This window comes from Capnocytophaga sp. oral taxon 878 (assembly GCF_002999135.1).
Lineage (GTDB): Bacteria > Bacteroidota > Bacteroidia > Flavobacteriales > Flavobacteriaceae > Capnocytophaga.
Genome location: NZ_CP027229.1, coordinates 2,636,191 through 2,662,767, shown reverse-complemented (window position 1 = coordinate 2,662,767; position 26,577 = coordinate 2,636,191). Strand labels below are relative to the sequence as shown.

Here is a 26,577-nt window from a genome sequence, read left to right as displayed (position 1 = left end):
ACATTTCCCCGTATTATTGTGATTTTCAACATAAATTTTATTTCTCTTTTTATCTTCCTTATCTCTTCATTACCTTTTCATACACCTTCATCAGCTCTCTATACACCACCTCATCTGTGAAGCGTTGTGCGTATACATACCCCTCTTCTATCATCGTCTCCCGTAGCTGCGCATCTCCTTCTATTCGCACTATAGCCTCCCGTATTTCTACCGCAGCATTATTTAAGTCCACATATACCGAGTGCTCCCCTCCAGCCTCTCCAAAACAACTCCCCTTAGAGGTTATCACAGGCGTCCTGCTAAACAGCGCCTCAATAATAGGAATCCCAAAACCCTCAAATACCGACGGATAGCAAAACACCCTTGCCAGTTGGTAAATCACCGCAAGGTCTTCCATCGGCACTCCCTTCAGCACCAGCACCCTATCTGCCATACCCTGCTGCTGGGCATAAGCCTCTATCTCCTTGTAATAAGCCGTCTGTTTTCCTACCAGCACTACCGATATATCCAGCGGTTCAACAGCCTTCACCACCTCCAAAGCGTTCTTGCGCGGTTCTATAGCCCCCACATTCAGCACAAAGCGTTCTGGCAAATTGTACTTCCTCCGTACCCTCTCTTTCTCTTCTGCTGGGTACTCTTCCTTAAAAGCCTTATGGCAACCTTGGTACACCACATCTATCTTTTCCTCTGGCACACCCAAATACGCTACTATATCACGCTTCGTCTGCTCACTAATCGCAATAATACGATGTGCCCTCTGCGCCGCATACTTAAACTTTCTATAATGTATCTTCCTATCAAAAAAAGAATACAACTCTGGGTACCTCATAAATATAAGATCGTGTATCGTAACCACCGTAGGCACATACTTACTAATACCCTTAGGTATCTCCCCCGATAGGCCGTGGTACACATCCAAAGGCAACTTCCTCGCAATAGCTGTAATCCTTACACTCCGCCACAAACTCTTCAGCCTACGCCAAAAAAAACTCCTCGGCGTAATCTCCCTCGTATGTGCATCAATCACCACCCCCCGAAACTTACGCTTCATAGGGTTGAACAGATAAATCTCCCCCACCCTTTTCCCCTGCAAAATCCTAATAAGGTCTCTACTGTAATTACCCAACCCCCTAAAATTATGAAAAGCACGTTTAGCGTCAAAACCTATATTCATATCTTATAAAATAACCGTTATAGTCAAAACAATAAAAGATACAACTCCTTTTATAGGGGGCAAAGATACAAAACTATTATCAATATACAACCCCCACTCCCCTACCCTCCTATCCATTAACCAAAATGCATCATTTTCTCATTTTCCTTACCAATATCTCAAAATCCCCTTCCCCCACCCTATTCCCTATCTCCCAACTACTTTCCCCTAATAATCAGCCCTTTCCACCCTACCCTCTTACTTCTTAACTCTTATCTATTACCTACTTTAAACGAACCTATAACGAACTATAAACGAACTATAAACGAAGGATAAACACTACACCCCTCATTCTCAACCCCTTCACTCCCCACCCCTCCCTTTGCATAATTCGCAACCAAATACCCCAAACACTGCAAATTTCGCAAACAGACAAACAAACAAAAATTTAACTTTAAATTAACTTGCACAGTAAAAAATAAATTGTACTTTTGTCCCAAATATCATTTCTAAAAAATAAATTCGTATGAAAAAAGTATTTTTTTTAGCAGCTTCTTTAGCTGCTCTTGCCTTTACAAGTTGCAGTAAAAATGACGACAATGAAAACAAAAACGATGTCCCTGCCACCGATTATCAATTAAACGCAGACGGACTTACTTTAGTAAAATGGACCAACACCAACACCACTACCCTTGATATGCAAGCCGATAGCAAGCTGCAAAGAGTAAACACCATAGGATTCGAAGCCTTCAAAAGCTTAAATCTTACCTCTATCGTATTCCCCAATAGCTTAAAAGAAATAGGCGAAAGTGCTTTTTCAGGCACAAAACTTAAAGGAGGGGTAAAGTTTAACACTACCTCTAATGTAGTTTTTGGCAAAGAGGCTTTCTATTTCTCAGATATAGAATCTGTGCAATTGCCTTATACTACCGAAATTTCTCGCAGTATGTTTTCTCATTGCTACTATCTAAAAGAAGTAACTTTCGGCAAAGTAGGAGTTATAAGTAATGGCGCATTCCACTCTTGCCACGCCCTTACACAGATAGACTTAAAAGGCTCAGGAGTTAGAGAAATAGGCGAAGCAGCTTTTGCTAGTTGTACAGGTCTTTCTAATGTATACCTACCTGCTTCTGTTGAAAAGATTGGCGACCTTACTTTCGGATACTGCAAATCATTGAAAAGCATCACTATTGAGGCGCTTAACCCTCCTACTTTAGCTGGCGATATCTTCTTTGGCTTGAATGCAACCCAAATCCCTAATATCTACGTACCTGCTATATCAGTAGACGATTACAAAAAAGCAGCCATTTGGAGTACTTACGCAGCTAAAATACACCCTAAACCATAAGAAGAGTTACTCCTTACAAGTTTAAAACACAAAAAAAAATCGAACAGCCACAACCTGTTCGATTTTTTTATATTTTACAGAGCAAATCAACTATCAGTAACTTACTCCTATCTCCTCTCTCCTACTCCCTTGCAGCCTAATAAACAAAAGAGTTCCCACCAGCAGCAAGTGCAAATAAACCGAATACATCACCAGCTCCAAATAATCCATATTATGAGCAAACTGATACAGCGCAATCACCTGCGCTCCATAAGGAATCAGCCCCTGCACATAACACGAAAAAATATCCAACACCGATGCCGCACTGCGCAAAGGCACCCCAAACTGCTCCGCTATCCTCTTGCTTATCTTCGATACAATAAGAATAGCCACCGTATTGTTAGCCACACACATATCAGCCACACTCACCAAAAAACCCATACCCAGTAAGCCAGAGCGCTCACTCTTCACTCGCTTAGCTATCAAGTTCATCAAAAACTGAATACCCCCAAAGTGCTCCACCAATAAGGCCAAACCACCAATGATGAAATACAAAAAGAAAATATCAGCCATATCCATAAAGCCCTTATAAGTATGCTGCGTAAAACTCAAAAAATCAAACTTGCCATACACCAGCCCTATAACCCCCGATAGCAGCACACCCAAAAAGAGCGAAACAAACACATTCACCCCAAACAAAGATATAACCACCACCACCACATAAGGCAATATCAGCACCACATTAAAATCGTGATACACCTCACTATGATTAAAAGCCTGCGCCCCTGGGTTACCAATAAAAAGCAATATCAACACCGTAAGCAGCGCCATAGGCAGCGCCACCCGCGCATTAGCCTTCATCTTCTCACTCATCTTGCACCCCAATGATTGCGTAGCAGCTATCGTCGTATCCGATATTAACGATAAGTTATCCCCAAACATAGCCCCCGATAATAACGAAGCCCCTATCAGCGCCACACCCGAGTGGCTCTCACTTGCCAAACCAAATACTATAGGCGAAAGCGTCATAATCGTACCCACCGAAGTACCCGTCGCAAACGATAAGAAAGCCGCAATCACAAATATACCCACCGGAAAGTACTCCGGCGAAATATAATACATCCCCATATTCACTATACTATCAATACTCCCCGATGCCTTCGCCACCGATGCAAAAGCACCTGCCAGCAACGCTATCACACACATCTGTAGTACGTTCTTATCACCAGCACCCTTAAAAAATAAGCCTATCTTCTTCTCCAACGGCGAGCGGTACAGTAGCAAGGCTACCACCACCGCAAATAAAGCTATAATAGGAGCCGGTAACGAGTAAAAGTTATCAAAATACAACCCACTGCCCAAAAAGAAAGCAACAAATATCAACAGCGGGATAATAGAGGTAAATGTAGGTCTGAAATTCATCTTTTATAGAAAATTTTACTATGAAGGCGCAAAATTACAAAAAAATAGCAGACTAACAAATGTAACCATTTGCTAATCTGCTATTTGTATAATTCACTAATTCTAATTTACTTCATTTCTTTTCTCACCATCACTTTGGTACTTCCCTTAAGGTTCTTACTCTTAGCCTCTAAGGTAATTACACCTTCCTTCTCACCAGCCTGTAAGATAACCAGTAATTTCCCATTAAAAAGGTGCATTTTAGGCAAGTGAAAAATATCAGTACAAGTAGGGTCACCATTAGCAGCTGCGCGGTAAGTACCAGCCCCTTTCACACTGAAGGTTACAAGGTCATTTACCGTAGGGCACAAATTGCCATCCTTATCCACTGCCTTCACTTCCACAAAAGCCAAGTCTTTACCATCAGGCTTAAGTTCCATCTTATACTCAGTACTCACACTCAAAGCATAAGGTTTGCCCGCTGTATGCATTTCTCTTTCAGCCACAGCTTTTCCTTGCTCATCATAAGCTACCACTTTCACAGTACCTGGCTCATACTTAGTATCCATCCACATCAGCCTATAGCGTTTTTGGCGTTCCAAATCATTAGGATTACCGTCTTTCTCAGGGTTTTCTATTTTAATCGAAAGGTCTTTAGTGCGCTTGCCTTGGCTCTTACCGTTAATAAACACCTCAGCAGTAGGATAGTTAGTATATACAAATATAGGGGTAACCTCTCCTTCACGTCCTTCCCAGTTCCAGTGAGGTAACACATGCAAGGTCTCGTGCTTTTTATCCCAATGTGATTGGTATAGGTAGAAACGGTCTTTAGGGAAACCAGCCAAATCTACAGCACCAAAATAAGAACTATGCGATGGCCATTCCACATAGTAAGGCGTAGGCTCGCCAAGGTAGTCAAAACCTGTCCATATAAACTCCCCTATGGTATACGGTAAGTCCTCTTGGTGTATCCAGTCATCTTCTGGCAGGTTAGACCATCCACAGTGTTCCACATCGTATGATGATGATTGCATATCAGTATACCTCGCCATTGATTTGCGTTGTACAGGGAATTTATACACCCCCCGTGAGCTCACTGTCGAAGCCGTTTCACTACCCAAAATAAGTTGTTGTGGTAATTTCCTATATGCCTCTTGGTACTTAAACGGACGGTAGTTAAAGCCCGCTACCTCCATAGTAGCAGCCATATTATTGCGCAACACATCATAAGGCCTGTCCATACCATTACTTACAGGGCGCGTAGTATCATACTTTTTAATAATATCTTGTAAGTAGCGAGCTACTTTAGCGCCGCTCTCCACACTTTGTTCTTCCACCTCATTACCTATAAACCACATCAGTACACTAGCATTATTTCTATAGTGTTTAACAAGGTTAGTAAGGTCTTTCTCCACCCAGTCTTTAAAGTACAAATGATAACCATTCTCTACTTTTGGTATAGCCCATTCATCAAAGCTCTCTACAGCTAGTAGCATCCCCATCTCATCGGCAGCGCGCACATATTCAGGGGCAGGCATATTATGTGATGTTCTAATAGCATTCACACCCATATCCTGCATAATGCGTATTTGTCGGCGTATAGCACTCTCATTCACTGCCCCTCCCAACGGACCTAAATCGTGGTGCATACATACCCCTTGTATTTTAATCTTCTTACCGTTTAGGTAAAGTCCATCATTAGGCTTCAGTTCTATAGAGCGAACCCCAAAGGTAGTAGTTACTTCATCTTTCAGAGTATCACCTTCATACAGTTTAGTAACTGCTTTGTACAGGTTAGGCTTCTTTATATCCCATAACAAAGGGTTATCTATATACATCTCCACCCCAATCTTATCACTGGTATAAGTAGTAGCTTTAGCCTTAGCTGTAGCTACCTTCTTACCTTCTTTGTCTATGATAATAGTTTCTACCGCAAGGTTTTCCTTTTTATTAGCTACAAATTCAGTATTTACTACTACTTTCGCAAAGTCTTTTGTTATCTCAGGCGTAGTGATATGCACTCCCCATATAGGTATATGGGTCTTATTCTTAGTAATAATATGCACATTGCGGTACAAGCCTGCCCCTGGGTACCAGCGCGACATCTGGGTAAGGTTATTAAGGCGTACCGCAAGGGTATTACCACTAGCTTTTACATAAGGCGTAATATCTAAGAAGAAGGTATTATAGCCATTATGCCATTCACCTGCTTTTTGCCCATTCACAAATACTTCCGGATTGCTCATTGCACCGTCAAACTGCACGAATACTTGCTTATCAGCAGTAAGTTCTGGCACGTTAAACTGGGTGCGGTACCAGCCTACACCCACAAAAGGCAACCCACCGGTACGCCCTGTGTGTTCAATAGCTGCTTTTTGCCCATCTTGTTTAATAGCAGTGCGCTGTATATCGTTCTCCATATCAAAAGGACCATAGATAGCCCAATCGTGAGGGATACGCACATTTTGCCATTTAGCATCATTGTAATTTGTTTGTGAGAATGCAGGGTTATCCTCTCGGGTAAAACGCCACCCCTTCTCAAGGGTTTGCTGCTGTGCCCAGCCCGTAGCAGTAAGGGCAAGAGCCACTAAAAGGTCGATTTTATTCATTAGTTTGTAAGTTATCAAAAAAAAGTTTCTTATTCTTTTATTTCCAGCTTAGAAATGGTTAAAGAGTTCGGTGCTATTTTTTTATTGTTAATAAGCCCGATTGAAAATTGAATTTTACATTCTTTTCCAATCCAATAATCACCAAATTCCCCACCTTGTCCATAAATACCATTTCTCCAAGCAAGTAAAACTTCTCCATCGGTAGTTCTTGCTTGCACATAAACTTTCCCTCTTGGCTTTGAGTTAAAATCGGGTTTTGTTAGTTCTACAGTTACATACAGCGTTGTATTACCTCCATCTCCTCCCCATCGCTCTTCAAATATTTTGGCAGTAATCCCATTTAGGGTAAGCTGTCTAGTTCCTTCTGGATACTCTTTACTGCTGCCATTAGTATCGTCTTTTCCACAAGAGACTAAGGTAACTGCTGAGCAGAGTAGTAATAATGCAAGCGTTACGTTAATCAGCTTTTTCATTTTTATGATGTTTTAATTATTAATTCCTATAAGTTTGTTTTAAGTGCCTACCGCGCTACTGCTTTCAGTTTTTTAAAAAAAGCTTCTTCTCTCTCGGCAATAGCGTATAGCTGTTGTGAGAGTGCATTATATACATCGGCTTGGGTGCTGCGGTTCTTATACACACGGGCTATAGCTACTGCAAAATCCCGCCACGCATCTCCTATGTCCGTAATTTCTTTAGAGAGTTCTATTAAGGCATCGTTTTTCAGGAGTTTGCCTGCTTCTTGCAAGAAAGCCCCATATATAAACCTAAAGCCACCACCGCCGGTACCTATCTCCTCTTGCATACGTATGAGCTGGGCAAGGTAATGATTCGTGGTTTTAGCACCTTTCTTGCGGTGCCATTTTAGTATATCCTTACTAAGTTTCTTAATACCTGCCACACCCACTATGGGCACTGGAGCAAGCATTGTGCTACACGTCTGCTTGATACCCTTCCATATAGCCTTTTCCAAATCCATCTCCTTAGGCAGGTGGGTAGGGTAATACAGATGCCCTTTAGGGGCAAGTACTCCACTGGCAAAGCGTACTTTGGTAAGCTCATCGGGGGTAAGGGTAGTAGTATAAGGAATTACAGGATCACTAATGAGGTATTTACCATCTTCCTTGCCGTATACCACAAGGTTATGTGCATTGAAGTGGAACCTATACTCATCGGGGAAATAAGGCAGATTGAACACCCCTACTTGTAAGCCTGTAGGAATCCCCTTTTCTAAATTATCATCCAGCACTTGTTGGGCTTCCTTTGCCGAGCTAAACTTCTGCCTCTTTACTTTGAAGCCAAGCCTTTTGGCTACCTTACTAAAAATATGCCCTGGCATTGTGCGGTAGCTAATAGCAGGAGCCTCATTTACTTTTAGCCAAGGGAAATAGAAAAACAATAAGCCTGAACCTATCCCAAATACCATAGGCTCGCTAAGGGCTACCCCATTAAAGTACAATAGGTTCGATGCTACTCCATTCTCACAGTGTGCGGATTGTGTATGTTTAAAATCAATAGTCATTAAGTTACTCTTTTACTTCCCACGTTTCTTCAACCTCCCAGTTGGCACGTAGTTCCAATGTAGCACTTAGGTACCACACCCGCTCGGGCTGTAGTTGTTGTAGGAAGCTACCTGTATCCCACTTACGGTTACCATTGCGGTCCTCTATTATACGCAACCTATATTTTGCAGGTTGTATGTTTTTAAGTATATAGGGGGCTTGGGCTTTGCTAATATAAAGTTCCTGTATTACCTCTGTAGCTTTCTCATTGGTAAGTTGTAGTATGATGGGGTATTGTACTCCGTCACTTAGGTTAAGATTCAGCTTTAGGGTAGCAAGGTCTTCTTCTTTTGGGGTATGTACTTTCACCTTCAGGGTATCGTTTGTATTCCCAAAAAAGTCGGTAAATGCCTTGGGTAGCGCTTCTATCTGGTAAGTCTCATCATATTTTTTATCAAAAAACAAACTGTAAACCAGCTTATCCTTATCAAGCTTTGTTTTAAATGGCAATGCCACTGCGGTACTATCCTTGCCGCGCAGCACTTTTATTTTGGTACTATCGACTTTGGCAAGCGGTATATTACTGCCAAAACCAAAGTCCTTATGCATTGGTAACTCACTACTAAAGATACTTGCCACGCGCAAGCTATCGGCTTTCATATCCTTACCCTCACGTAGGCGTACCCTAAAGGTATCAGTTTTCTGCTTATGGGTTACAGCAAAAACAAGTGAATCCTTCTGCTTAGGCGCATACCAAAGGTTCAATGTATCTTTGTTCGGTTCTTTTGAAATGGTATATTTAAAATCGGGAGTTGTAGGGGCTAAGGCTTTTATTGTAACATCCTCTGTCCCTCCTTCAAAACCAAAGCTTATGCGGTTTAAAGACACTTGGTTTGGGCGCTGTGCCTTATAGGGAAGTGCCTCTTTAAACAAACGCAATTTAGGGTACTTACCCTGCATTTTCCCTTTAAGGTTTTGCACTGTTATAGGCTCTTCCAAAAAGGCTATTTTATCTTCCCTCGGGTTAAATTGGTAATCATTCCCTTTATCCTTCAGTGCTACAAGTTTGTACTTACCTTCTTTAAGATACTCAAAAGTAAAGTTACTAAGGCTATCAAGGGTATTGGTAACGTACATAGGTCGGCCTTTATACACTACCGAATCTTTATACTGCTCATTAAAAGGGTATAACATTAGAGTTACAAACCTATCGGGCTGGGGCTGCAGTGCATCGGCTATATCCCCTTCATACCAAAGGGTATCGATAGTGCTACCGGTAGAAAATACATATTTAAAATCGACCAATGGGTTATTCTCATTGTAATCCTGAATACTATTACCAAAATTCAGTACATAGGTAGTATTATCTGCCAGAGTATCTAGAATATGAACCTCCAACCACTTCGATGCTGATGTAGGCGAAATAACAGGGAAAGTCTTCATAGGGGGTGAAATGATAAGCTGCTTGCGCAAATCCTTGGTAACTACATACTCATCAAAGCGCAAACGTATCTTCTTTCCCTTAAAATCAACCGTTTCTGTGGGCGGCTCTGCCTGCAAGAGCACCGGTGGGGTAATATCTTTTTCACCCCCCGTAGGCGAGCCTCGGCGCGCACATTGCCACTGGCTTACAGCAAGTACAATAAGAATAAAAAATAAAGGCAAACGGTATTTCATAAAATGTATAATCATAATGGAAGTGCAAAGATACAAAATAATTATCAATTAACAAGTTTTACCCCTCTGCCAGCCACTATACCCCCACCCCCTACTGCCAAGAACTACTATAGGGGCATAAAAAAACTGTTTTCAAAACATCTTTTGGGACGTGTTGAAAACAGCATTTTATATCTGCAGCCCTTAGGGGGCTTAACGGTTATTTTTTATTAGGCTTATAGCCCGAGCCCTTAAACAGCGCTTCGGGTTGCATACTAAGGATAGCTATGAGTCCTTCATCAGGGTGTTTTTCGGCATAAGCCTGTACTATTTTGTAGCCTATATAGCGTCCTATTTGTGGTGGTGACTCATTATCCAACTCCAAATAGAACTTTGAGAAAGGAGCAGGGTAGATAAACCTGCTTAGCAATTTTTTATCGGTGTTGTAGAGCAATTGTTTTTCAATGAAATAGCGCCATATTTCACCCTCATTAGCCTCTGCCCACTCATACTTTTCGGTAGGGTAGCGGAGCAAGTCGGCAGTGGGGCGTTTAGGCAGCAGTCGGCTTTCCAAATACAACTTCTTACCTTCATACACCATATTCTCCAAAAAAGTGAGATATACCCCCCCACGCGGTACCAGCTTTTCGGCAAAAGCATCGGCTACATCTATGGCTAAGTATTTTTTATCCAATTCGGCAGCAATGTACTGTTGCATTTCTTGGTAGTAGGGGTGCTTGGCGCCCAAGTAATTATCAGCGCCTATAAGCAGCAAACTATCGGCATAAATAACTCGTGATTCGTAATCGACCCTGCTGATGAGTGTTATTACTTTTGGAGGCTCGAACTTAGGGAAGTAATACTTTATATGCTGAAACAAGCTTTTAAGCTCTTGTTTTTCTTCTTTCAAGTTACCCAAGCTCTTGTTAATCTCGTTATAGAGATCGGTGTAGTGGAGCTGCACGGAAGGCTCTTCGGGGAAGATAAGCCCGTTGCGTATTTCGATCCACTCCTCATCAGTGATATTGGAAGTGAAGAAGTAGGGGTACTGCTTGCGCAAGTTACTTAATTGGGCATCGGGAGTTTTTACGAAAAGAGAGTCTAAACGCACTGTTTCAAAACTCATAGGGATAGCCGCTATTTCTTTTTCTTGCTTATCGGCACAGGCAACAAGCAAGAGGGCAGCTGCCAAAAAGATAGTTCTTTTAATCATTTTTGTTAAGTGTTAAGTATTTAGCTAATTCCCCATTTTTCTTCCTCCAAGCTGAGTTGTTTTAGGAAGTCACGTATTTGTGCTTCATCTATACGGGGGTCGCGGTTTAGCTTTTTTAGTACATTGCGCTGGTGCTGTAGTATAGCTATGTACTTGGCGCGCACCTCGGGGGTGGTGCTACAAGTGGGGCTATCCAGCTGGTATTGCCATATATTTTTTTGATTTTGGAGGAGGAAGGTATTGGTAATGCCCTCGCGGTAATGTTCTTGCATATAATCCAAGGCAGCTTGGGCTAATGTTTTGCGAATAAGGCTTTCGGCTTCTTCCTCGGGTATATGGTCGCCATAATCGGGGAATTTGACCCACTTAATGAGGGTAGGCAGTGTGAGGCCTTGTAGCAAAAGGGTTGTGAGTATTACAATAAACGTGATGTAGAGTATAAGGCTGCGGTGAGGGAAAGGCTCGCCACTCTCCAAAGTGTGAGGTATAGAGAGTGCTACTGCCAATGAGAGCACCCCACGCATTCCTGCCCAGCCCATTACCAAAGGCACACTGGCGCCTGGCATACGCCTATCGGCTACTGTAATGAAGTGTTTCATTATTTGGGTAATAACTATTGCGCCATAAGAGCATAGCATACGCACCCCTACAAGTACTGCTACAATAAGCAAGCCATAGCCGGTGGCTGTCCATAAATCAATACCTTCGGCCTGAACGCCACGGAGTACTTCATTTAAATCTAAGCCTATGAGTATAAAGGCAAAGCCGTTCAAGATGAATACTAAAATATCCCATACGGCTGCTCCTTTATTGCGGCTTTCGGCCTGTATGTTATTACCCATAAAGTAATAGGACATATACATACCCCCAGCTACTACGGCTAATACCCCTGAGGCTCCTACCTCATTGGCTGCAAGATACATAATGTAAGGGGCTATGAGGGTGAAAAGGATATCCATATTGCTATCGGTAGGGAGGTATTTCTGGAGCTTGCGCATTATAAAGGCTACTATCAAGCCTATTAATACCCCGCCTATAACTACCCACAGAAAGTTCAGTGCCATAGTGCTAAACACCAGCTGACCGGTAGTAACTACTAAGGCGGCAAACCTAAATACTATTAGTGAAGAGGCATCGTTAAGGAGGCTTTCACTCTCTATTATTGTACTGATGCGGTTGGGCACCTTTACGTACTTCATAATGGCGGCGGCACTGACGGCATCGGTAGAGCCTACTACCCCGCCTAATAGGAATCCTAAGGCTAAAGAGAAGCCAGGGAATACCATATTGGCTACCCACGCTACGGCTGCTGCTGTGATGAAGACTACTATAAAGGCAAAGCTAAAGATAATGCGCCTCCATCGCCACATTTCTTTCATAGAAAGTGAAAATGTATCGGCATAGAGGAGTGGGGGTAGGAATATGATGAGTACTAAATCGGGGTCGATAGTGATTACTGGTACATTGGGGATAAAGCTAATGGCTAAGCCGCCTAATACTAATGCGATAGGATAGGCTATCTTTAAGCGGTTGGCGAGCATTATAAGTAATATAATGGCAGCCAGCATTATGAGTAAGTAAGGGAATTGTTCAACCATTGGTGTGTGCTTAGGGCGCAAAAGTACAAATAATTTGGCAAATAGCAAATTAATGGTTTGGGGCTACGGTAGGTTGAACTCAAAGAAAGGGTCGTCATAATTATTGCTGACTAAATAGAGTTTGCCTTGTGCTTCATCGACAGTGATTTTACCAAATTGGTTTAGGCGGTAGCGTTTTATGGGGTTACCGTTCCAATCGTATTGTTCGACAAAAATGTAGTAATTTTCTTTGCCCCATTCTTTGATAACATCGAAGGGGGTACGGCCTATATAGAGGAAGTAGACGTACTTATCGCCAGCACAAGCACCGAAATAGTGAGATACGTTTTGGTCTAACCCATTTACAACGTAGGTGCTACCTTCGTTAAACTCTTCACGTTCAAAGTTGATGGTTTTGATGGTTTTGGCTTCTAAATCCATAAACTTAATGATTTTGAAGTACTTATAGGCGTATACCATTCGGTTTTTTTGGGGGTTTGCGGCAAAGCTACCTATGTAGGAGAAGGGAGATTTGCGAGCTGGATTAAGACCGAGGGTTGTTATTTCTTTAAGCTGGGTAGAGTCGGCAGTTTGGGTTATGCGGAAGATGCTTTTTCCTGTTTTGCTATCGGAGACGTACAAGAAATCATTAGTTCCTATATTGACTAACTGCATAGAGGAGCCGAAGGCGTCACGTTTTTTTTCTTTAAAGGGCTGTGTGAGAGGTTCGAGTTCGGCGTTTTTGTTGATTTTGTAGAGTTTGTGAAGGGAGATTTCATAGAGATAGCCGAGGGCATCGTTGGTGGCAGAGGGTACAAGGGTGGGGAACATAAACTCATCGGGACCTTGTCCGCGTTTTCCTATGCTTTTTTGGAGGCGTAGGGTAGGGAGGTTAAAGATGTGTAGCACTGGTGAGGTGAGGTTTTTCATTAGGAGTTGGTTGTTTTTAATGGTAAGTTCGGGTTCTTTGATTTGAATGAGAGCGGTATCGCCAGTGATGTTTCGTCCTTCCAAGGCGATATCTTCGCCGAAAGGATTTTTGTTTTTAAAGAAAACCTCTTGTGAGGTGAGAGGAGGGAGTGTGGAGGAGGTATCGGCACTTTGTGTAGTGGTGGTGGTATGGGTGCCTTGCGTGGTAGGGTTGGTGGTGTTGTTACATCCTACTAAGAGCAGTAGGGCTGTGGTAATAAAAAATGATGATTTCATAATGTAATTAATTTATAAATTAGCTGTTAGAATATGGCGAAAGCGCTCTTCACGCGCTTTGCCGTTGGTGTGTTATGTAATTTGTAGCAAAGGTACGAAATAATTTTTTTGAGGTGTCTATTTAGCTACATACTAATTGACTTTGGGAAACGGGAGAACGCTCTACAATTCTTTTCATTAATTTGTTAAAGATAGTATTTTTATTTTGTGAACGATTAATTCTAAAACTATACTCAGCTAAATAGCGGTCTATATTAAACTCTGAAAGCCAAGAATATATACCTCTTATCCAAGATTTTACTTGGTGTATTACTTTGTGTAATGTAGAAAAATTCTTCCCATTATTACTAAGTCTGTTTTAAAGCGTTCAGTAAACTCTAAGAGGCTTTGTCCCTTAAATAATTCCATAATACATTAATTTTCAGAGTGTAAATATATGAAATTATTTCGACACCTCAAAATAGTTATTTTGTGAAAGGATAAATAAATAAAATAAAAAATGATAATATAGACATAATAATTATTGTATAGAAAAAGATATTTATAAGTATTGGAAATAAATTATAAATAGTACTTCTATGAAATTTATTGTCTCTTACTATTTTTACGAAATTATTCATTTCCTCTCTATACTTTTTCCTTTTTTCAGCGTCTTTTTCAAAGTATAAATTATTTTCATTGTACACTATATAAGAGTTTTTATTGATAGTAAGCATTACGCTTAAAGAACGTTTAGGTATAAAAGGAATACAATATAGGTTATTTACAGTAATTTTATTTCCTTCGATATAAAATGCATTTATATTTGTATCATAATGTAAGGTTTTACCGAATTTTTTGTATATAAATATATATATAGACAAATATAAAGGAAGTAAAAATGCCGCATATACACCAGCACTAATATCAAAAGCTATTCCTGGTATTAGAATAGGAATCATTAATATGACCGGTAGCCATAAAGGTATTACTTTAAATCTTATTTCCTTTAATTCTTCTTCCATAATTTTATACTTCAACGGATTCTATTTTGTACTGAGTTATTAATTCAAAGTTGTTTTTCACTTTTTCTAAAATCACTACGGAGGCATCAATTGGTATATTGCTCTTTGTTTCAACTGTGTAGAGAATGCTGTATGTGAATTCAAATTCAGTGAAAGAATATCCAAGAAGAGGCTTATAATGTTTGTCATATAGGTTAATAAGTTCTTCATTAGATAGTTTTTCTTTATTGAGCTTTCCGACTAATTTATAGGTCTTAGTAGCACCTTCTTCTCCAATAGTAATTCTTTTAACCTCTACTTCAAGTACCATATTAGGAAATATCTGTGATGCTTGTTGTAATACAAAAGGTTCTTCTTTATTTGATAATGCTTTCCATAGAATATGAAAGAATAAATTTTGCTTTAATACACTTATAAGTTCCTTTTCATACATAAATTCTTCATCACCTTTATTAATGAAGTCTAATGCAGCATCATTATCTTTTTCTTTCATTAACTTAAAGAAAGGCAAATTTGGAATTATCTCACTTTTACAATGTTCCCAATTTGTAAGTATTTCATCAGTGTTATATATTTTATAGTCAAAAAGAAATGGTTTGCGAATTTATCAAACGGAAATTGAGAGTTAGAAGTGACTCTAACTCCTTTTTATAAGTATGTATATTATCAAAGAAATTCCTTATAGCATCTCGGAATTCTGTCTTGTTCCGATAGAAACCCGTATTGATTACTTTTTTTCGTAAGAATTTCCACAAGCGCTCTATTAAATTGAGGTTCGGAGAGTATGGAGGCAAGAAAATTTGCTTGATTCTATTATCTTCTACCCAGTTTTGAAGTTCTTTATTGTGATAGTAGCGAGCATTATCGGATATAATATAAATATTTTTAGCGTTTGGATGCTTTTTAAGAGCTAATTCGTAAAGTTCTTTTGTTGATTCTGCATTAACGCATTCACAATCAAGAGCTATTACATCTGTAACATCATAAGCATTAAGTAAACCATTAATATTCACTCTATCACGCCCACTAACTGTTGGTTGTTGAAACTCTTTACCTTTCTCTATCCAAGCATAAGTGGAACGGCTGTTGTGCGTAGGATGAACACCATCGGCAAAATACACCACATCCCCTTCTTCCTTTTCTTGAAGAATTTTAGAGAGTGCTTCAGCAAATAGTTTTTGTTTTAAAGGATCCGCTTCACAAGGCACTTCGGTTGTTTTCTTGTAGGAAAAACCAATTCTGTTAAGTAAATCAGCCATTCCTTGTGGAGTATAGGTAACTTCAAAAGTGTCTTTAACCCATTGAGATACTTGTTTTGCATCTGTATAAAGATGTGTGCGTAACTCTTGTTTTAAGGATTCTATTTGAAAAATATTAAGCAGACCTTGATAACCTCTATAACGATTCTCAAGGAGTTTATCTAGTCCTCCTTCAAGATATAAGGAACGATAACGATAAACAGTAGAAATGTCTATACCCAAGCAATCAGCAACAAAAATAGGAGTATTGCCCATAGAAAGCATCAAAATGCAGGTAACTCGGGCATAATCCGAGCGACCTTGCAAGTTGCGTTGGAGCTTTCTAAGTTCCTCTATTTCTGTTGGTGACACTGTTAGTTCCATAGACAATGCAAAGATAATAAATCTTTTATTTATTCGCAATCTAAATTTGTTTGACTATATATAGCTATTGCAATAGGTGTTAGCTGGGCATGGCGGCTTTTGCCAACGTGTTCAGCTGGTGGGTTTTTCAAGTGTTTTTATTTCATTACCTAAAACAGTAATTACTTGATTGTTGGAAATAGGTCTCAGATCTATTTTCGGTGAATATTCGTTTACTACTTTTTGACTAGATTCCTCATATGGAAAGTTCAGATAATGAGGCAATAAGTAAAAATCTACCAAATGTAAGCCTGAATAATCAGTAAGTTCAGGAGCTTTTTTGGTCTCGTCCATATCGCTAACAAATTCAATAGTAGGAGAGGCAATGACAGAACCCGCTGAAGTACCTATGTACAACTTTCCATTATTAATTTGTTCTATAAGTAGCTTGTCAGCCCCTTTCTTTTTTAGTTCTTGCATTAGGTAGAATGTATTCCCTCCAGAAATGAAAATATAATCATTTCGCTCTAATGCTGTAGCTATTTCTTCGGTAGTAGCGGTAGAAACTTCTAATTCTTCTATGATAAGACCTAATTTTTCAAAGGCTTTTCTATCATCATCTACATAAAAACGCACTTTTTCTACCAAACTTGCTGTTGGAATAAAAGCAAGTTTTTTCCCTTTTACGGGTTCACCTGCAAAATCTTCAAACAATTCTGCTACTGAACTGAATGATGAGGTTAAAAATAATCTTTTCATATGTGATAATTATTTAAGATTTCTAAATTTAGTTCGAATTGCCTCATTCTGTTAAGTAAATCAGCCATTCCTTGTGGAGTATAGGTAACTTCAAAAGTGTCTTTAACCCATTGAGATACTTGTTTTGCATCTGTATAAAGATGTGTGCGTAACTCTTGTTTTAAGGATTCTATTTGAAAAATATTAAGCAGACCTTGATAAGACAGTGCAAAGATAATAATTTTTTATTTATTCGCAATCTAAATTTGTTTGACTATAATTGAGGTGTCTATTTAGCTACATACTAATTGACTTTGGGAAACGGGAGAACGCTCTACAATTCTTTTTATTAAACTGTTAAAGATAGTATCTTTATTTTGTGAACGATGAATTCTAAAACTGTATTCCGCTAAATATCGGTCTATGTTAAATTCTGATACCCAAGAATATATACCTCTTATCCAAGATTTTACTTGGTGTATTACTTTGTGTAATGTAGAAAAATTCTTCCCATTATTACTAAGTCTGTTTTTAAAGCGTTCAGTAAACTCTAAGAGGCTTTGTCCCTTAAATAATTCCATAATACATTAATTTTCAGAGTGTAAATATATGAAAATACTTTGACACCTCAATTAATTTTTACTTATCATAGAATAACTTCCATTTATCAGCATTTACTGTGTCGTTTTTTATAATATAATCCTGTGTTAAATTAAGAATATGCCATTCCTTGCCGCTCTTGGGGAGAAAAGAATGATAAATTTGTTTATTATCTTTAAGAAGATAAAATGACATAGAAATATAGTCAGCATATATAATTTCATTTTCAGAGTAATTGTTTTTTATATTATTAATATCTATTGTCTTCAAAATAGAATCTATTTCTGAAAATAGATGCGCTGTATTTTTAGTCAATATACAATCTTTTAGAGCATCTTCTCTATTGAGAATATATTGATTATTGTTATTATGTAAGGATTTTCTATCATCTTTTATATTATGTAAAAATATGGATTGATCCTTAAAATTTAAAATAATAGAAAAAGGAGCAACTTTTCCATTAGCTACAAACATATTAAATACAATAATCCTATTATCAATGTGTTTTTGAGGTACTTCTCCTTTACAAGAAATAAGAAAGAGAAGAATTATAAAAATATATTTTCGCATAATTAATTATTTGAGGTGTCAAGTTAATGGCATATTAACAGAGGTTGGAAAATAGGTTCTCTTTCAAGCATTCTTTTTATTAAACTGTTAAAGATAGTATCTTTATTTTGTGAACGATTAATTCTAAAACTGTATTCCGCTAAATATCGGTCTATGTTAAATTCTGATACCCAAGAATATATACCTCGTATCCAAGACTTTATTTGATGTATTACCTTATGTAATGTAGGAAAACTCTTCCCATTATTACTAAGTCTGTTTTAAAGCGTTCAGTAAACTCTAAGAGGCTTTGTCCCTTAAATAATTCCATAACACATTAATTTTCAGAGTGCAAATATATGAAATTATTTTGATTCCTCAATAATTTTTAATTGGCAAGGGAAAAGTTTAGGGGATAGAGGTTAGGATTTAGGGGATAGAGGGTGGGATACTTAGCTGCTGCAGCTCGGTAACTATCCTTCGTTTATAGTTCGTTTATCCTTCGTTATTCGTTCGTTCGGAGCAGGTCTGTTTTGGGGGGTGGTGTGAAGGAGGCTGAGAGGTGTATGGGTTTTTATAAAATGATTTTTGCCATTTAAAAAAGATTTACTATTTTTGCGGCAAACTTTTGAGTTTTATTTCGATCATTTATCTTTGAATTAAAAATGAAGATATTAACGACTGAGCAGCTGAAAGAAGCTGACATGCGTACTATGAGTGCGCAATTAATTACCTCGTGGCAACTGATGGAACGTGCTGCAGGGAAACTTTTCACTTGGCTAAAAAACTATCTGGACAAAAAGAAAACAATTACTGTACTGGCTGGCGCTGGCAACAATGGTGGCGACGGACTGGCACTGGCACGGATGCTTTCGCAGGCAGGATGGCAAGTACATACTTTCATACTTTATTTTAGCGAAGAGCTATCGGGCGACTGCCAGAAGAATAAAGATTTACTTACTAAGAACAAGATACGCACTAAGCCTATTAATTGTCATAACCTATCGAGCATAGTGTATGGGGATGTAATTATAGATGCTATTTTTGGGATAGGTTTTAACAGGTCGGCCCCTAAATGGGTGCAAAGCATATTTAATGAGATAAACGCTGCAAAGGCTGAGGGGAAGGAGGTTATCAGTATTGATATGCCATCGGGATTGCCTACCGACCGTATGCCTAATGCTAATGAGGTATTTGTATGTGCGGACAAGGTGCTTACCTTCCAGAGTCCGAAACTGCCTTTCCTGTTGCCCAGCACAGGGCAATACATAGGGGATTGGGAGGTGCTGGACATAGGGCTGAACAAGCCTTTTATAGACCAGCTAAGCACAGAGTTTGAATATCTTACAGAGGCAGAAATAGATGCCTTGATAAAGCCCAGAGGGAAATTCACCCATAAGGGTACCTACGGGCATGCCCTACTGGTGGGAGGTAGTTATGGCAAAATGGGTGCGGTAGTGCTTGCCGGAAAGGCGGCTTTGCGCACGGGAGTAGGATTACTTACGGTGGCTATACCCCGATGCGGATACGGGGTATTGCAGACAGCATTGCCGGAAGCAATGGTGCTTACCTGTGATAGTGAAAAACACTATGAAAGCACACAAATACCTTTTCAGCCCTCGGCCATAGGAGTAGGCATAGGCTGGGGTAAGGAAGAGGAGACGGCAAAGGCTTTGGGGGCTTTGTTTAAAACATATAAGCAAACGCCCTTTGTAATAGACGCCGATGCTTTGAACCTTATAGCTGAAAACCCTAAGCTGCTAAAACAACTGCCTTATGAGGCTGTACTTACACCACACCCCAAAGAGCTGGAACGCCTAATAGGTGTGTGGAAAGATGATTATGACAAATTGGCAAAAGCAAAGGCTTTTGCCCAAAAACACAATATAGTGCTGGTAATAAAAGGAGCTTACACTATGATTACCGATGGGGCACGCTACTGGGTGAACTCTACCGGCAATGCGGGAATGGCTACTGCAGGTAGCGGCGATGTGCTTACTGGATGGATAACGAGCTTATTGGCACAAGGGTATCCGGCCTTGCAAGCGGCTTGTATAGGAGTATATCAGCACGGAGCAAAAGGTGATGAGGTGGCGAGTAACATAGGTGAAAATAGCCTTATAGCAAGCGACTTGTGCAACCCGAGTGTAATGAAGAAAAGATAAAAACTGGTGTTGGGGGAAAAGAAATTGGCAATATATAAAAGGCATAGAATTTGCAGAGCCTTATTTGGCAAAGCACAGAAATAAATATAAAGATTAGCAGCTTGTTTTGAAAATAGCTATTGGACAGGCAAGCGTTATATAGTAAGAAAAAGACAAACAGATGGAAAGAATTGCAAGTTTTTGTATAGACCACTTGAAACTAGAGCGTGGTATTTATGTATCACGCAAGGACTATGTAGGGAAAGAAGTACTTACTTCATTTGATATTAGGATGAAGTTACCGTATAGAGAACCTGTACTGGGGAGCCCTGAGATACACACTATTGAGCACCTTGCCGCTACGTGGTTACGCAATAATGCTGAGTGGAAAGATAAGATTATATACTGGGGCCCTATGGGGTGCATGACGGGTAACTACCTTATATTGGCGGGGGATTACACCTCTGGAGATATAGCGCCTCTTATCACTAAACTTTTTGAATACATAGCATCATTTGAGGGAGAGATACCAGGGGCATCGGCTTTGGAATGTGGTAATTATTACAATAACAACCTGCCAATGGCGAAGTATGAAGCAAAGAAGTATTTGGAAGAAACCCTTTACAAACTTACTGACAAAAACTTGAATTACCCTAAATAATAAAACGATTATGACTTACATAAAGGTTTTATTTATTTCTATTTATGATAACTAAAAGATGAATATTCAGAAAAAAGACATATTAGAAGCCTTGCGCAAAATAACCTCACCTGGTGAAGGGAAAAATATGGTTGATAGTGGGGCTGTACAAAACATAGTTGTATTTGGTGATGAAGTGGTGGTGGATGTGGTGATTAATAACCCCAGTATGCAAGCCAAGAAACGCACTGAAGTGGAAGTAATGAAAGCTATCCACGGAGAGGTGAATGAGAAAGCCAAAGTGGTAGTAAATGTAAAAGTAATAGTACCCGAAGTGCCAGAAATAAAAGGGAAACCTATACCTGGTATCCAACATATTATAGCAGTAGCCTCAGGAAAAGGTGGCGTAGGGAAAAGCACTGTTACAGCTAATTTGGCTGTTTCATTGGCTAAAATGGGCTTTAAAGTAGGGTTACTTGATGCCGATGTATATGGGCCTTCAATCCCTATGATGCTAGGAGTAGCAGAAGAGAGACCAAAATCGGTAGGGGTAGATGATAAATCATACATACAACCGGTAGAAAGCTATGGGGTAAAAACCTTATCAATAGGCTTCTTTACCAATGCAAACCAAGCTGTAATATGGCGAGGCCCTATGGCTGCCAAAGCACTGAATCAGCTTATTTTTGAATCATATTGGGGCGAATTAGATTTCTTACTTATTGACCTGCCTCCAGGAACAGGAGATATACACCTAAGCATTATGCAAGCACTTCCTATTACAGGGGCAGTAGTGGTAAGTACCCCACAGAAAATAGCCCTTGCTGATGCAAGAAGAGGGGTAGCTATGTTCCAACAAGAGAATATTAATGTACCTGTATTGGGTATTGTAGAGAATATGGCGTATTTTACACCTGCAGAATTGCCTAATAACAAATATTACATTTTTGGCAAAGAAGGAGCTAAGAGCTTGGCAGAAGAATTAAAGGTGCCTTTCTTAGGTGAAATACCTTTAGTACAAGGCATCTGTGAGGCAGGTGATAGTGGCAAGCCTATAGCCCTTGAAGAAGGTAGCATACAAGCTGCTGCTTTTACCCAATTGGCTAAAGAAGTAGTGAAAAGTGTAACAGCACGCAGTGAAACCCTCCCTCCTACTGAAGCAATTAAAATTACAAATACAACAGGCTGCAGCTCAGGTAACAAATAATAAGTAACAGACTATAAGTAACAACAATGAATTCAGAAGAAGTAAAAAATGAAGTAATAAAAGCCTTAGATAGGATACGCCCATATCTGCAGAATGATGGTGGCGATATTACTTTGGTGGATATAGAAGACGACAAAATAGTAAAAGTGCGATTGGAAGGCACTTGTACAAATTGTAGTGTAAACCAGCTTACCCTAAAAAGTGGGGTAGAAATGACCGTTAAAGAATTTGTGCCGCAAATAGAAAAGGTAATTAGCGTTTGATGATTCATAACAAATAGTGATTATGACAACAAATAAAGAAACAAGAAGAGAATACTGGAAACGCAAATGGCTGAGCAAATACCGCTTAGTAGTAATGGACGATGATACTTTTGAAGAGAAAAGTTCATTCCGGCTAAGCCGAATGAATATATTTGTATTTGGTTCTCTCTTTGCTTTCATACTAATAAGCCTCACTACTGTACTTATCATATATTCGCCCCTTAGGCAATATATTTTAGGTTATACAGCGGTAGAGAATAAACGCGAAACACTAAACTTACTATTTAAAGTAGATTCTCTTCAGCAGAAAATACAAGATAATGATGCTTACCTTGCCTCAATTAAAAAAGTATTGGTGGGCAATATCAAACCTCAAGATGATAAAGAACCTGCTGAGGGCTTTAATATCTCTAATCCGCAGTATGACCCTAAAGCTTATAGGGTAACCCCTAATGGAAGAGACTCTTTGCTTCGGCGAGAAGTAGAACAAGAAGAAGCTCACAGAGATAGCTTACATTAAAAAATATCTTTATTAGAACAATGACAAAATTAAGTGTAAATATTAATAAAATAGCTACCCTTCGCAATGCCCGCGGGGGTAATATGCCTAACCTGTTACAAGTAGCTGCTGATGCTCAACAATTTGGTGCCGAGGGAATTACTATTCACCCTCGTCCTGATGAGCGACACATACGCTACCAAGATGCCTTTGACTTACTAAAAGTAGTAACTACTGAATACAATATTGAAGGGAACCCCGTTCCTAAATTTATTGATTTGGTATTACAAGTAAAACCTACCCAAGTAACTCTTGTGCCTGATGCTGAAGATGCTATAACCTCTAACGCAGGCTGGAACACCATAAAACATAAAGACTTCCTTACCGAGGTAGTAACCGAATTCAAACGCAATGGTATTCGTACCTCCTTATTTGTTGATCCTACTGAGGAGATGGTGGCTGCTGCTGCCATTACTGGTACCGATCGTGTTGAACTATACACCGAAAGTTATGCAACCGAGTACGCTAAAGGCAATAAAGATGGTATAGCACCTTATGTAGCTGCTGCCCTTCAAGCCCAACGCGTAGGTTTGGGTCTAAATGCAGGGCATGATTTGAGTTTGGAGAATATAAAATACTTCAAAGATAACATACCCAATCTGTTAGAAGTATCGATAGGACACGCCCTCATCTGTGAAGCCCTCTATTTAGGGTTAGAGAATGTTATACAATTATACCTAAACAAATTAGCTAATTAGGCAAAATAGATCTGAAATCCTGTTTGAATTCAAATAGGATTTTCTTTTATCCTACTTATCGAAAGATAATTGATGAGCTGCACAGCTGGGTATGTTGGGAAGGATAGTAAAAACAGATTTTTACCAAAGTAAAAAATATCAGTACACAAATCTATTAGTAAATTAAATCCTTATGAAAACACATCAAACCTTAGGAGAGTTCATCATCCAAAACCAGCAGGACTTCCAACACTCTACCGGAGAACTCTCCCGATTATTAAGTGCTATTAAGTTAGCCTCTAAGCTGGTAAACCGTGAAGTAAATAAAGCCGGACTAGTAGAAGATATCCTAGGGGATATGGGACAAGAGAATGTACAGGGCGAAGTGCAAAAAAAATTAGATGTTTTTGCTAACGACCTTTTTATCCGCGCCCTTACCCAGCGCGATGTTGTTTGTGGGATAGCCTCAGAAGAAAATGAGTCCTTCATCCCAATCACTAATTCTGAAAAAAGCCCCAATAGCAAATATGTAGTACTTATTGATCCTTTAGATGGCTCTAGTAATGCCGATGTGAATGTTACTGTAGGCACTATCTTTTCTATTTACAAACGTATAACTCCTGTAGGCTCCCCTGTACAGTTAACCGATTTTTTACAACCTGGCCATAAGCAAGTAGCAGCAGGTTATGTAGTCTATGGACTCTCTACCATGCTTGTGTACACTACAGGACATGGTGTGAATGGTTTCACTCTTGACCCCTCAATAGGTACTTATTATCTATCTCATCCCAACATGCAATTCCCAAAGGACGGCTCTATTTATTCCATTAATGAAGGAAATTATGTGCACTTCCCTCAAGGGGTGAAAGATTACATTAAATATTGCCAAGCCTTGGAAGGTGATCGCCCTTACACCTCACGTTACATTGGCTCATTAGTCTCCGATTTTCATCGCAATATGCTAAAAGGAGGTATCTACATCTACCCACAAGGTACCCGTACCCCCCAAGGTAAGTTAAGATTACTATATGAATGCAACCCTATGGCTTTCTTAACAGAACAAGCCGGTGGCAAAGCCTCTGATGGTTATACTCGCATTATGGATATCCTACCCACAAAGCTACATCAGCGGGTTCCTTTCTTCTGCGGATCAGAAAATATGGTAAAAAAAGCAGAAGAATTTATGAAAAAATATCCTTATGAGAATCCTGAATATTAGATAGTTATAAAAAAAGTTATAAAAAACCTACAAAAAAGTTGTTATTTTTTTTGCAGGTTTCAAAAAAAGTAGTACTTTTGCACCCGTAATAATAAAACAACTGGTACCTTAGCTCAGTTGGTAGAGCAAAGGACTGAAAATCCTTGTGTCCCTGGTTCGATTCCTGGAGGTACCACGAGATCTTCTTCATAGAGGAAATTTTTCATATTTTTAAGGATTAGGAATTGCAAGAGCCTCAGTAAATACTGGGGTTTTTGTTTTTTCATGTTGCATCCAAATTATCTTCTACTACTTTCTTTAAAATAAGCAATGCACTTAGCCAATAACTTTAGAGGCAGTGGCTAGGCAATGTGTTATATACTTTAAGGGTAATAATTATAAAGTTATCTAATTTTTTAGCAACTCTTAGGTATAAGTCTTTTAAAACTTTTGAAACTCCTTATCAATGCAATAACACGAGGAATATTATAAAAAGTTATTTACGATGTAAATATAACTATAAGGCCAAAAACAACAAGTTGTTGATAACTCTGTTAATAGCGTGTTGATTTTTATTAATAACTATTACTTGCCGGTATTAATTTTATTCGTACTTTTGCAGCGGAAAAGTAAATAATATTTAATCATTTATAAAATAAGAAACTATGGAAGAATTTGTAAAACTAGTAGAACAAATCTTGTATATGGAGAACTTCAACACTGAAGTAACCCCTGATTTGAAACAAAAATTTGTACAGCTATACAATACTTATGGCAACGCTGTACCTGAAAAATACAGAGGTGATGTAGCTCGTATGTTCAATAAATTTGCGGTAGGGCAAACTGTAAATGCCAACGCTTTTAGTTTTAGTTACTAATTTTTTTAGTTACTAATAATGAACATATTAGTTACAGGAGCCAACGGACAATTAGGTTCTGAAATACAAGCGAATGCTTTGCGTAAGCAGCAGTATTTCTTTACCGATGCCGATGTATTAGACATTACCCAGAAAGCTGCTATTGCTGAATATGTGACTCAAAACAACATTGGGCTTATCGTTAATTGCGCCGCCTACACTAATGTAGATAAGGCAGAAGAAGACATTGCTCTTTGTGAGGCTATTAACCATACAGCAGTAGCACACTTGGCTGCAGTATGCAAGGAAGTTGCTATCCCGCTAATTCACATCTCCACCGACTATGTTTTTGGAGGCACTAATAATACGCCCTACACTGAAACCGATATTACAAAACCCTTAGGTGTGTATGGACGCACTAAGCGAGCTGGTGAAGAGGCTATACAGCAAACGGGCATTGAACACCTTATCATACGTACCGCTTGGTTATACTCATTGCGTTTTGGTCACAACTTTGTAAAAACTATTCAGCGCCTTAGCGCTGAGCGCACCGAGCTAAAGGTAGTTTTTGATCAAGTAGGCACTCCTACCAATGCAGCTACCTTAGCGAACTTTATAGTACAAGCAATAGAAAATAATTGGTATAAAGGCAAGCGTGAGACATACCACTTTTCTGAAGAAGGAGTATGTTCTTGGTTTGATTTTGCTACTGAAATAGTACGTTTATCAGGTAATAATTGTAAGGTTTTGCCATGTAGGTCAACTGAATTTCCTAGCAAAGTAACTCGCCCAGCATATTCAGTATTGGACAAAACCAAGCTCAAAAATGATTTTGGATATGTAATTCCATACTGGAAAGATAGCCTTCTTCCTAATATTTAAAAAGCTGATTTAATCTT

25 protein-coding genes, 1 tRNA gene and 3 pseudogenes are annotated in these 26,577 nt (G+C 39.2%); 11 read left to right on the top strand and 18 right to left on the bottom strand.

What is annotated here, in order from left to right:
- Positions 1–58: 58 nt before the first annotated feature.
- Positions 59–1,174 (bottom strand): glycosyltransferase family 1 protein, encoded by a 1,116-nt coding sequence (locus tag C4H12_RS12105; protein WP_106099139.1) that lies wholly within the window; start codon positions 1,172–1,174, stop codon positions 59–61.
- A 505-nt stretch (positions 1,175–1,679) separates the two neighbouring features.
- On the opposite strand from C4H12_RS12105, the gene C4H12_RS12100 reads away from it, so the two are divergent.
- Positions 1,680–2,501, top strand: coding sequence for a leucine-rich repeat domain-containing protein (locus C4H12_RS12100; RefSeq protein WP_106099138.1), 822 nt, complete (start codon positions 1,680–1,682; stop codon positions 2,499–2,501).
- A gap of 93 nt (positions 2,502–2,594) precedes the next feature.
- Here C4H12_RS12100 and C4H12_RS12095 read toward each other — a convergent pair whose 3' ends face one another.
- The 17 genes and pseudogenes from C4H12_RS12095 to C4H12_RS12010 all read right to left on the bottom strand — a co-directional run.
- The gene (locus C4H12_RS12095) at positions 2,595–3,902 is read right to left on the bottom strand and encodes a Na+/H+ antiporter NhaC family protein (RefSeq protein WP_106099137.1); all 1,308 of its coding nucleotides are present in this window, start codon (positions 3,900–3,902) and stop codon (positions 2,595–2,597) included.
- 107 nt (positions 3,903–4,009) lie between these two features.
- Positions 4,010–6,490 (bottom strand): DUF4982 domain-containing protein, encoded by a 2,481-nt coding sequence (locus tag C4H12_RS12090; protein WP_106099136.1) that lies wholly within the window; start codon positions 6,488–6,490, stop codon positions 4,010–4,012.
- 29 nt (positions 6,491–6,519) lie between these two features.
- Positions 6,520–6,963 carry a hypothetical protein gene (locus tag C4H12_RS12085; protein ID WP_106099135.1) on the bottom strand — a complete coding sequence of 148 codons (444 nt, stop codon included), beginning with the start codon at positions 6,961–6,963 and terminating at the stop codon, positions 6,520–6,522.
- A gap of 47 nt (positions 6,964–7,010) precedes the next feature.
- Complete coding sequence (locus C4H12_RS12080; RefSeq protein ID WP_106099134.1) at positions 7,011–8,009, bottom strand: BtrH N-terminal domain-containing protein; 999 nt, start codon at positions 8,007–8,009, stop codon at positions 7,011–7,013.
- A 4-nt stretch (positions 8,010–8,013) separates the two neighbouring features.
- Positions 8,014–9,666, bottom strand: a complete 1,653-nt coding sequence (locus C4H12_RS12075) for an Ig-like domain-containing protein (protein ID WP_106099133.1) — start codon at positions 9,664–9,666, stop codon at positions 8,014–8,016.
- A gap of 199 nt (positions 9,667–9,865) precedes the next feature.
- Positions 9,866–10,858, bottom strand: a complete 993-nt coding sequence (locus C4H12_RS12065) for a DUF2268 domain-containing putative Zn-dependent protease (RefSeq protein WP_106099131.1) — start codon at positions 10,856–10,858, stop codon at positions 9,866–9,868.
- A gap of 20 nt (positions 10,859–10,878) precedes the next feature.
- On the bottom strand, positions 10,879–12,456 hold the full coding sequence (locus C4H12_RS12060; protein WP_106099130.1) for a Na+/H+ antiporter: 1,578 nt from the start codon (positions 12,454–12,456) through the stop codon (positions 10,879–10,881).
- 63 nt (positions 12,457–12,519) lie between these two features.
- Positions 12,520–13,641: a BF3164 family lipoprotein gene (locus C4H12_RS12055; RefSeq protein WP_106099129.1), complete on the bottom strand. Its 1,122-nt coding sequence runs from the start codon at positions 13,639–13,641 to the stop codon at positions 12,520–12,522.
- A 121-nt stretch (positions 13,642–13,762) separates the two neighbouring features.
- Positions 13,763–13,990 (bottom strand): annotated as a pseudogene (locus tag C4H12_RS12050) (IS1595 family transposase); the annotation flags it as partial.
- Between the two features lie 115 nt (positions 13,991–14,105).
- The gene (locus tag C4H12_RS12045; protein ID WP_106099128.1) at positions 14,106–14,645 is read right to left on the bottom strand and encodes a hypothetical protein; all 540 of its coding nucleotides are present in this window, start codon (positions 14,643–14,645) and stop codon (positions 14,106–14,108) included.
- Positions 14,646–14,649: 4 nt separating this feature from the next.
- The gene (locus C4H12_RS12040; protein ID WP_106099127.1) at positions 14,650–15,138 is read right to left on the bottom strand and encodes a hypothetical protein; all 489 of its coding nucleotides are present in this window, start codon (positions 15,136–15,138) and stop codon (positions 14,650–14,652) included.
- 88 nt (positions 15,139–15,226) lie between these two features.
- Entirely contained in the window at positions 15,227–16,267 is a 1,041-nt protein-coding gene (locus tag C4H12_RS12035; RefSeq protein WP_106097921.1) for an IS630 family transposase, read from the bottom strand.
- 111 nt (positions 16,268–16,378) lie between these two features.
- On the bottom strand, positions 16,379–17,005 hold the full coding sequence (locus tag C4H12_RS12030; protein ID WP_106098660.1) for a Type 1 glutamine amidotransferase-like domain-containing protein: 627 nt from the start codon (positions 17,003–17,005) through the stop codon (positions 16,379–16,381).
- Positions 17,002–17,178: a winged helix-turn-helix domain-containing protein gene (locus C4H12_RS12025; RefSeq protein WP_254424848.1), complete on the bottom strand. Its 177-nt coding sequence runs from the start codon at positions 17,176–17,178 to the stop codon at positions 17,002–17,004. Before C4H12_RS12025 ends, C4H12_RS12030 begins: the two co-directional genes overlap by 4 nt.
- 99 nt (positions 17,179–17,277) lie before the next feature.
- A pseudogene (locus tag C4H12_RS12020) lies at positions 17,278–17,505 on the bottom strand (IS1595 family transposase); the annotation flags it as partial.
- Between the two features lie 118 nt (positions 17,506–17,623).
- Positions 17,624–18,154 (bottom strand): hypothetical protein, encoded by a 531-nt coding sequence (locus tag C4H12_RS12015; RefSeq protein ID WP_106099126.1) that lies wholly within the window; start codon positions 18,152–18,154, stop codon positions 17,624–17,626.
- Positions 18,155–18,177: 23 nt separating this feature from the next.
- Positions 18,178–18,405: pseudogene (locus C4H12_RS12010) on the bottom strand (IS1595 family transposase); the annotation flags it as partial.
- A gap of 393 nt (positions 18,406–18,798) precedes the next feature.
- Between C4H12_RS12010 and C4H12_RS12005 the strand changes: the two are divergent.
- From C4H12_RS12005 to rfbD, 10 genes are all read left to right on the top strand, one after another.
- A complete protein-coding gene (locus tag C4H12_RS12005; RefSeq protein WP_106099125.1) occupies positions 18,799–20,298 on the top strand; it encodes an NAD(P)H-hydrate dehydratase in 1,500 nt (499 codons plus the stop codon).
- A gap of 160 nt (positions 20,299–20,458) precedes the next feature.
- Positions 20,459–20,938 (top strand): S-ribosylhomocysteine lyase, encoded by a 480-nt coding sequence (locus C4H12_RS12000; protein WP_106099124.1) that lies wholly within the window; start codon positions 20,459–20,461, stop codon positions 20,936–20,938.
- Between the two features lie 58 nt (positions 20,939–20,996).
- Positions 20,997–22,124 (top strand): Mrp/NBP35 family ATP-binding protein, encoded by a 1,128-nt coding sequence (locus C4H12_RS11995; RefSeq protein ID WP_106099123.1) that lies wholly within the window; start codon positions 20,997–20,999, stop codon positions 22,122–22,124.
- A gap of 26 nt (positions 22,125–22,150) precedes the next feature.
- The gene (locus C4H12_RS11990) at positions 22,151–22,387 is read left to right on the top strand and encodes a NifU family protein (protein ID WP_106099122.1); all 237 of its coding nucleotides are present in this window, start codon (positions 22,151–22,153) and stop codon (positions 22,385–22,387) included.
- A gap of 22 nt (positions 22,388–22,409) precedes the next feature.
- Positions 22,410–22,907, top strand: coding sequence for a peptidase M23 (locus C4H12_RS11985; RefSeq protein ID WP_106099121.1), 498 nt, complete (start codon positions 22,410–22,412; stop codon positions 22,905–22,907).
- Between the two features lie 20 nt (positions 22,908–22,927).
- Entirely contained in the window at positions 22,928–23,644 is a 717-nt protein-coding gene (locus C4H12_RS11980) for a pyridoxine 5'-phosphate synthase (RefSeq protein ID WP_106099120.1), read from the top strand.
- A gap of 172 nt (positions 23,645–23,816) precedes the next feature.
- Positions 23,817–24,842: a class 1 fructose-bisphosphatase gene (gene fbp, locus C4H12_RS11975; protein ID WP_106099119.1), complete on the top strand. Its 1,026-nt coding sequence runs from the start codon at positions 23,817–23,819 to the stop codon at positions 24,840–24,842.
- A 102-nt stretch (positions 24,843–24,944) separates the two neighbouring features.
- Positions 24,945–25,017, top strand: a tRNA-Phe gene (locus C4H12_RS11970).
- A 469-nt stretch (positions 25,018–25,486) separates the two neighbouring features.
- Positions 25,487–25,699: a deoxynucleoside kinase gene (locus C4H12_RS11965; protein ID WP_106099118.1), complete on the top strand. Its 213-nt coding sequence runs from the start codon at positions 25,487–25,489 to the stop codon at positions 25,697–25,699.
- Between the two features lie 18 nt (positions 25,700–25,717).
- Complete coding sequence (gene rfbD / locus C4H12_RS11960) at positions 25,718–26,560, top strand: dTDP-4-dehydrorhamnose reductase (protein WP_106099117.1); 843 nt, start codon at positions 25,718–25,720, stop codon at positions 26,558–26,560.
- Positions 26,561–26,577 lie beyond the last annotated feature (17 nt).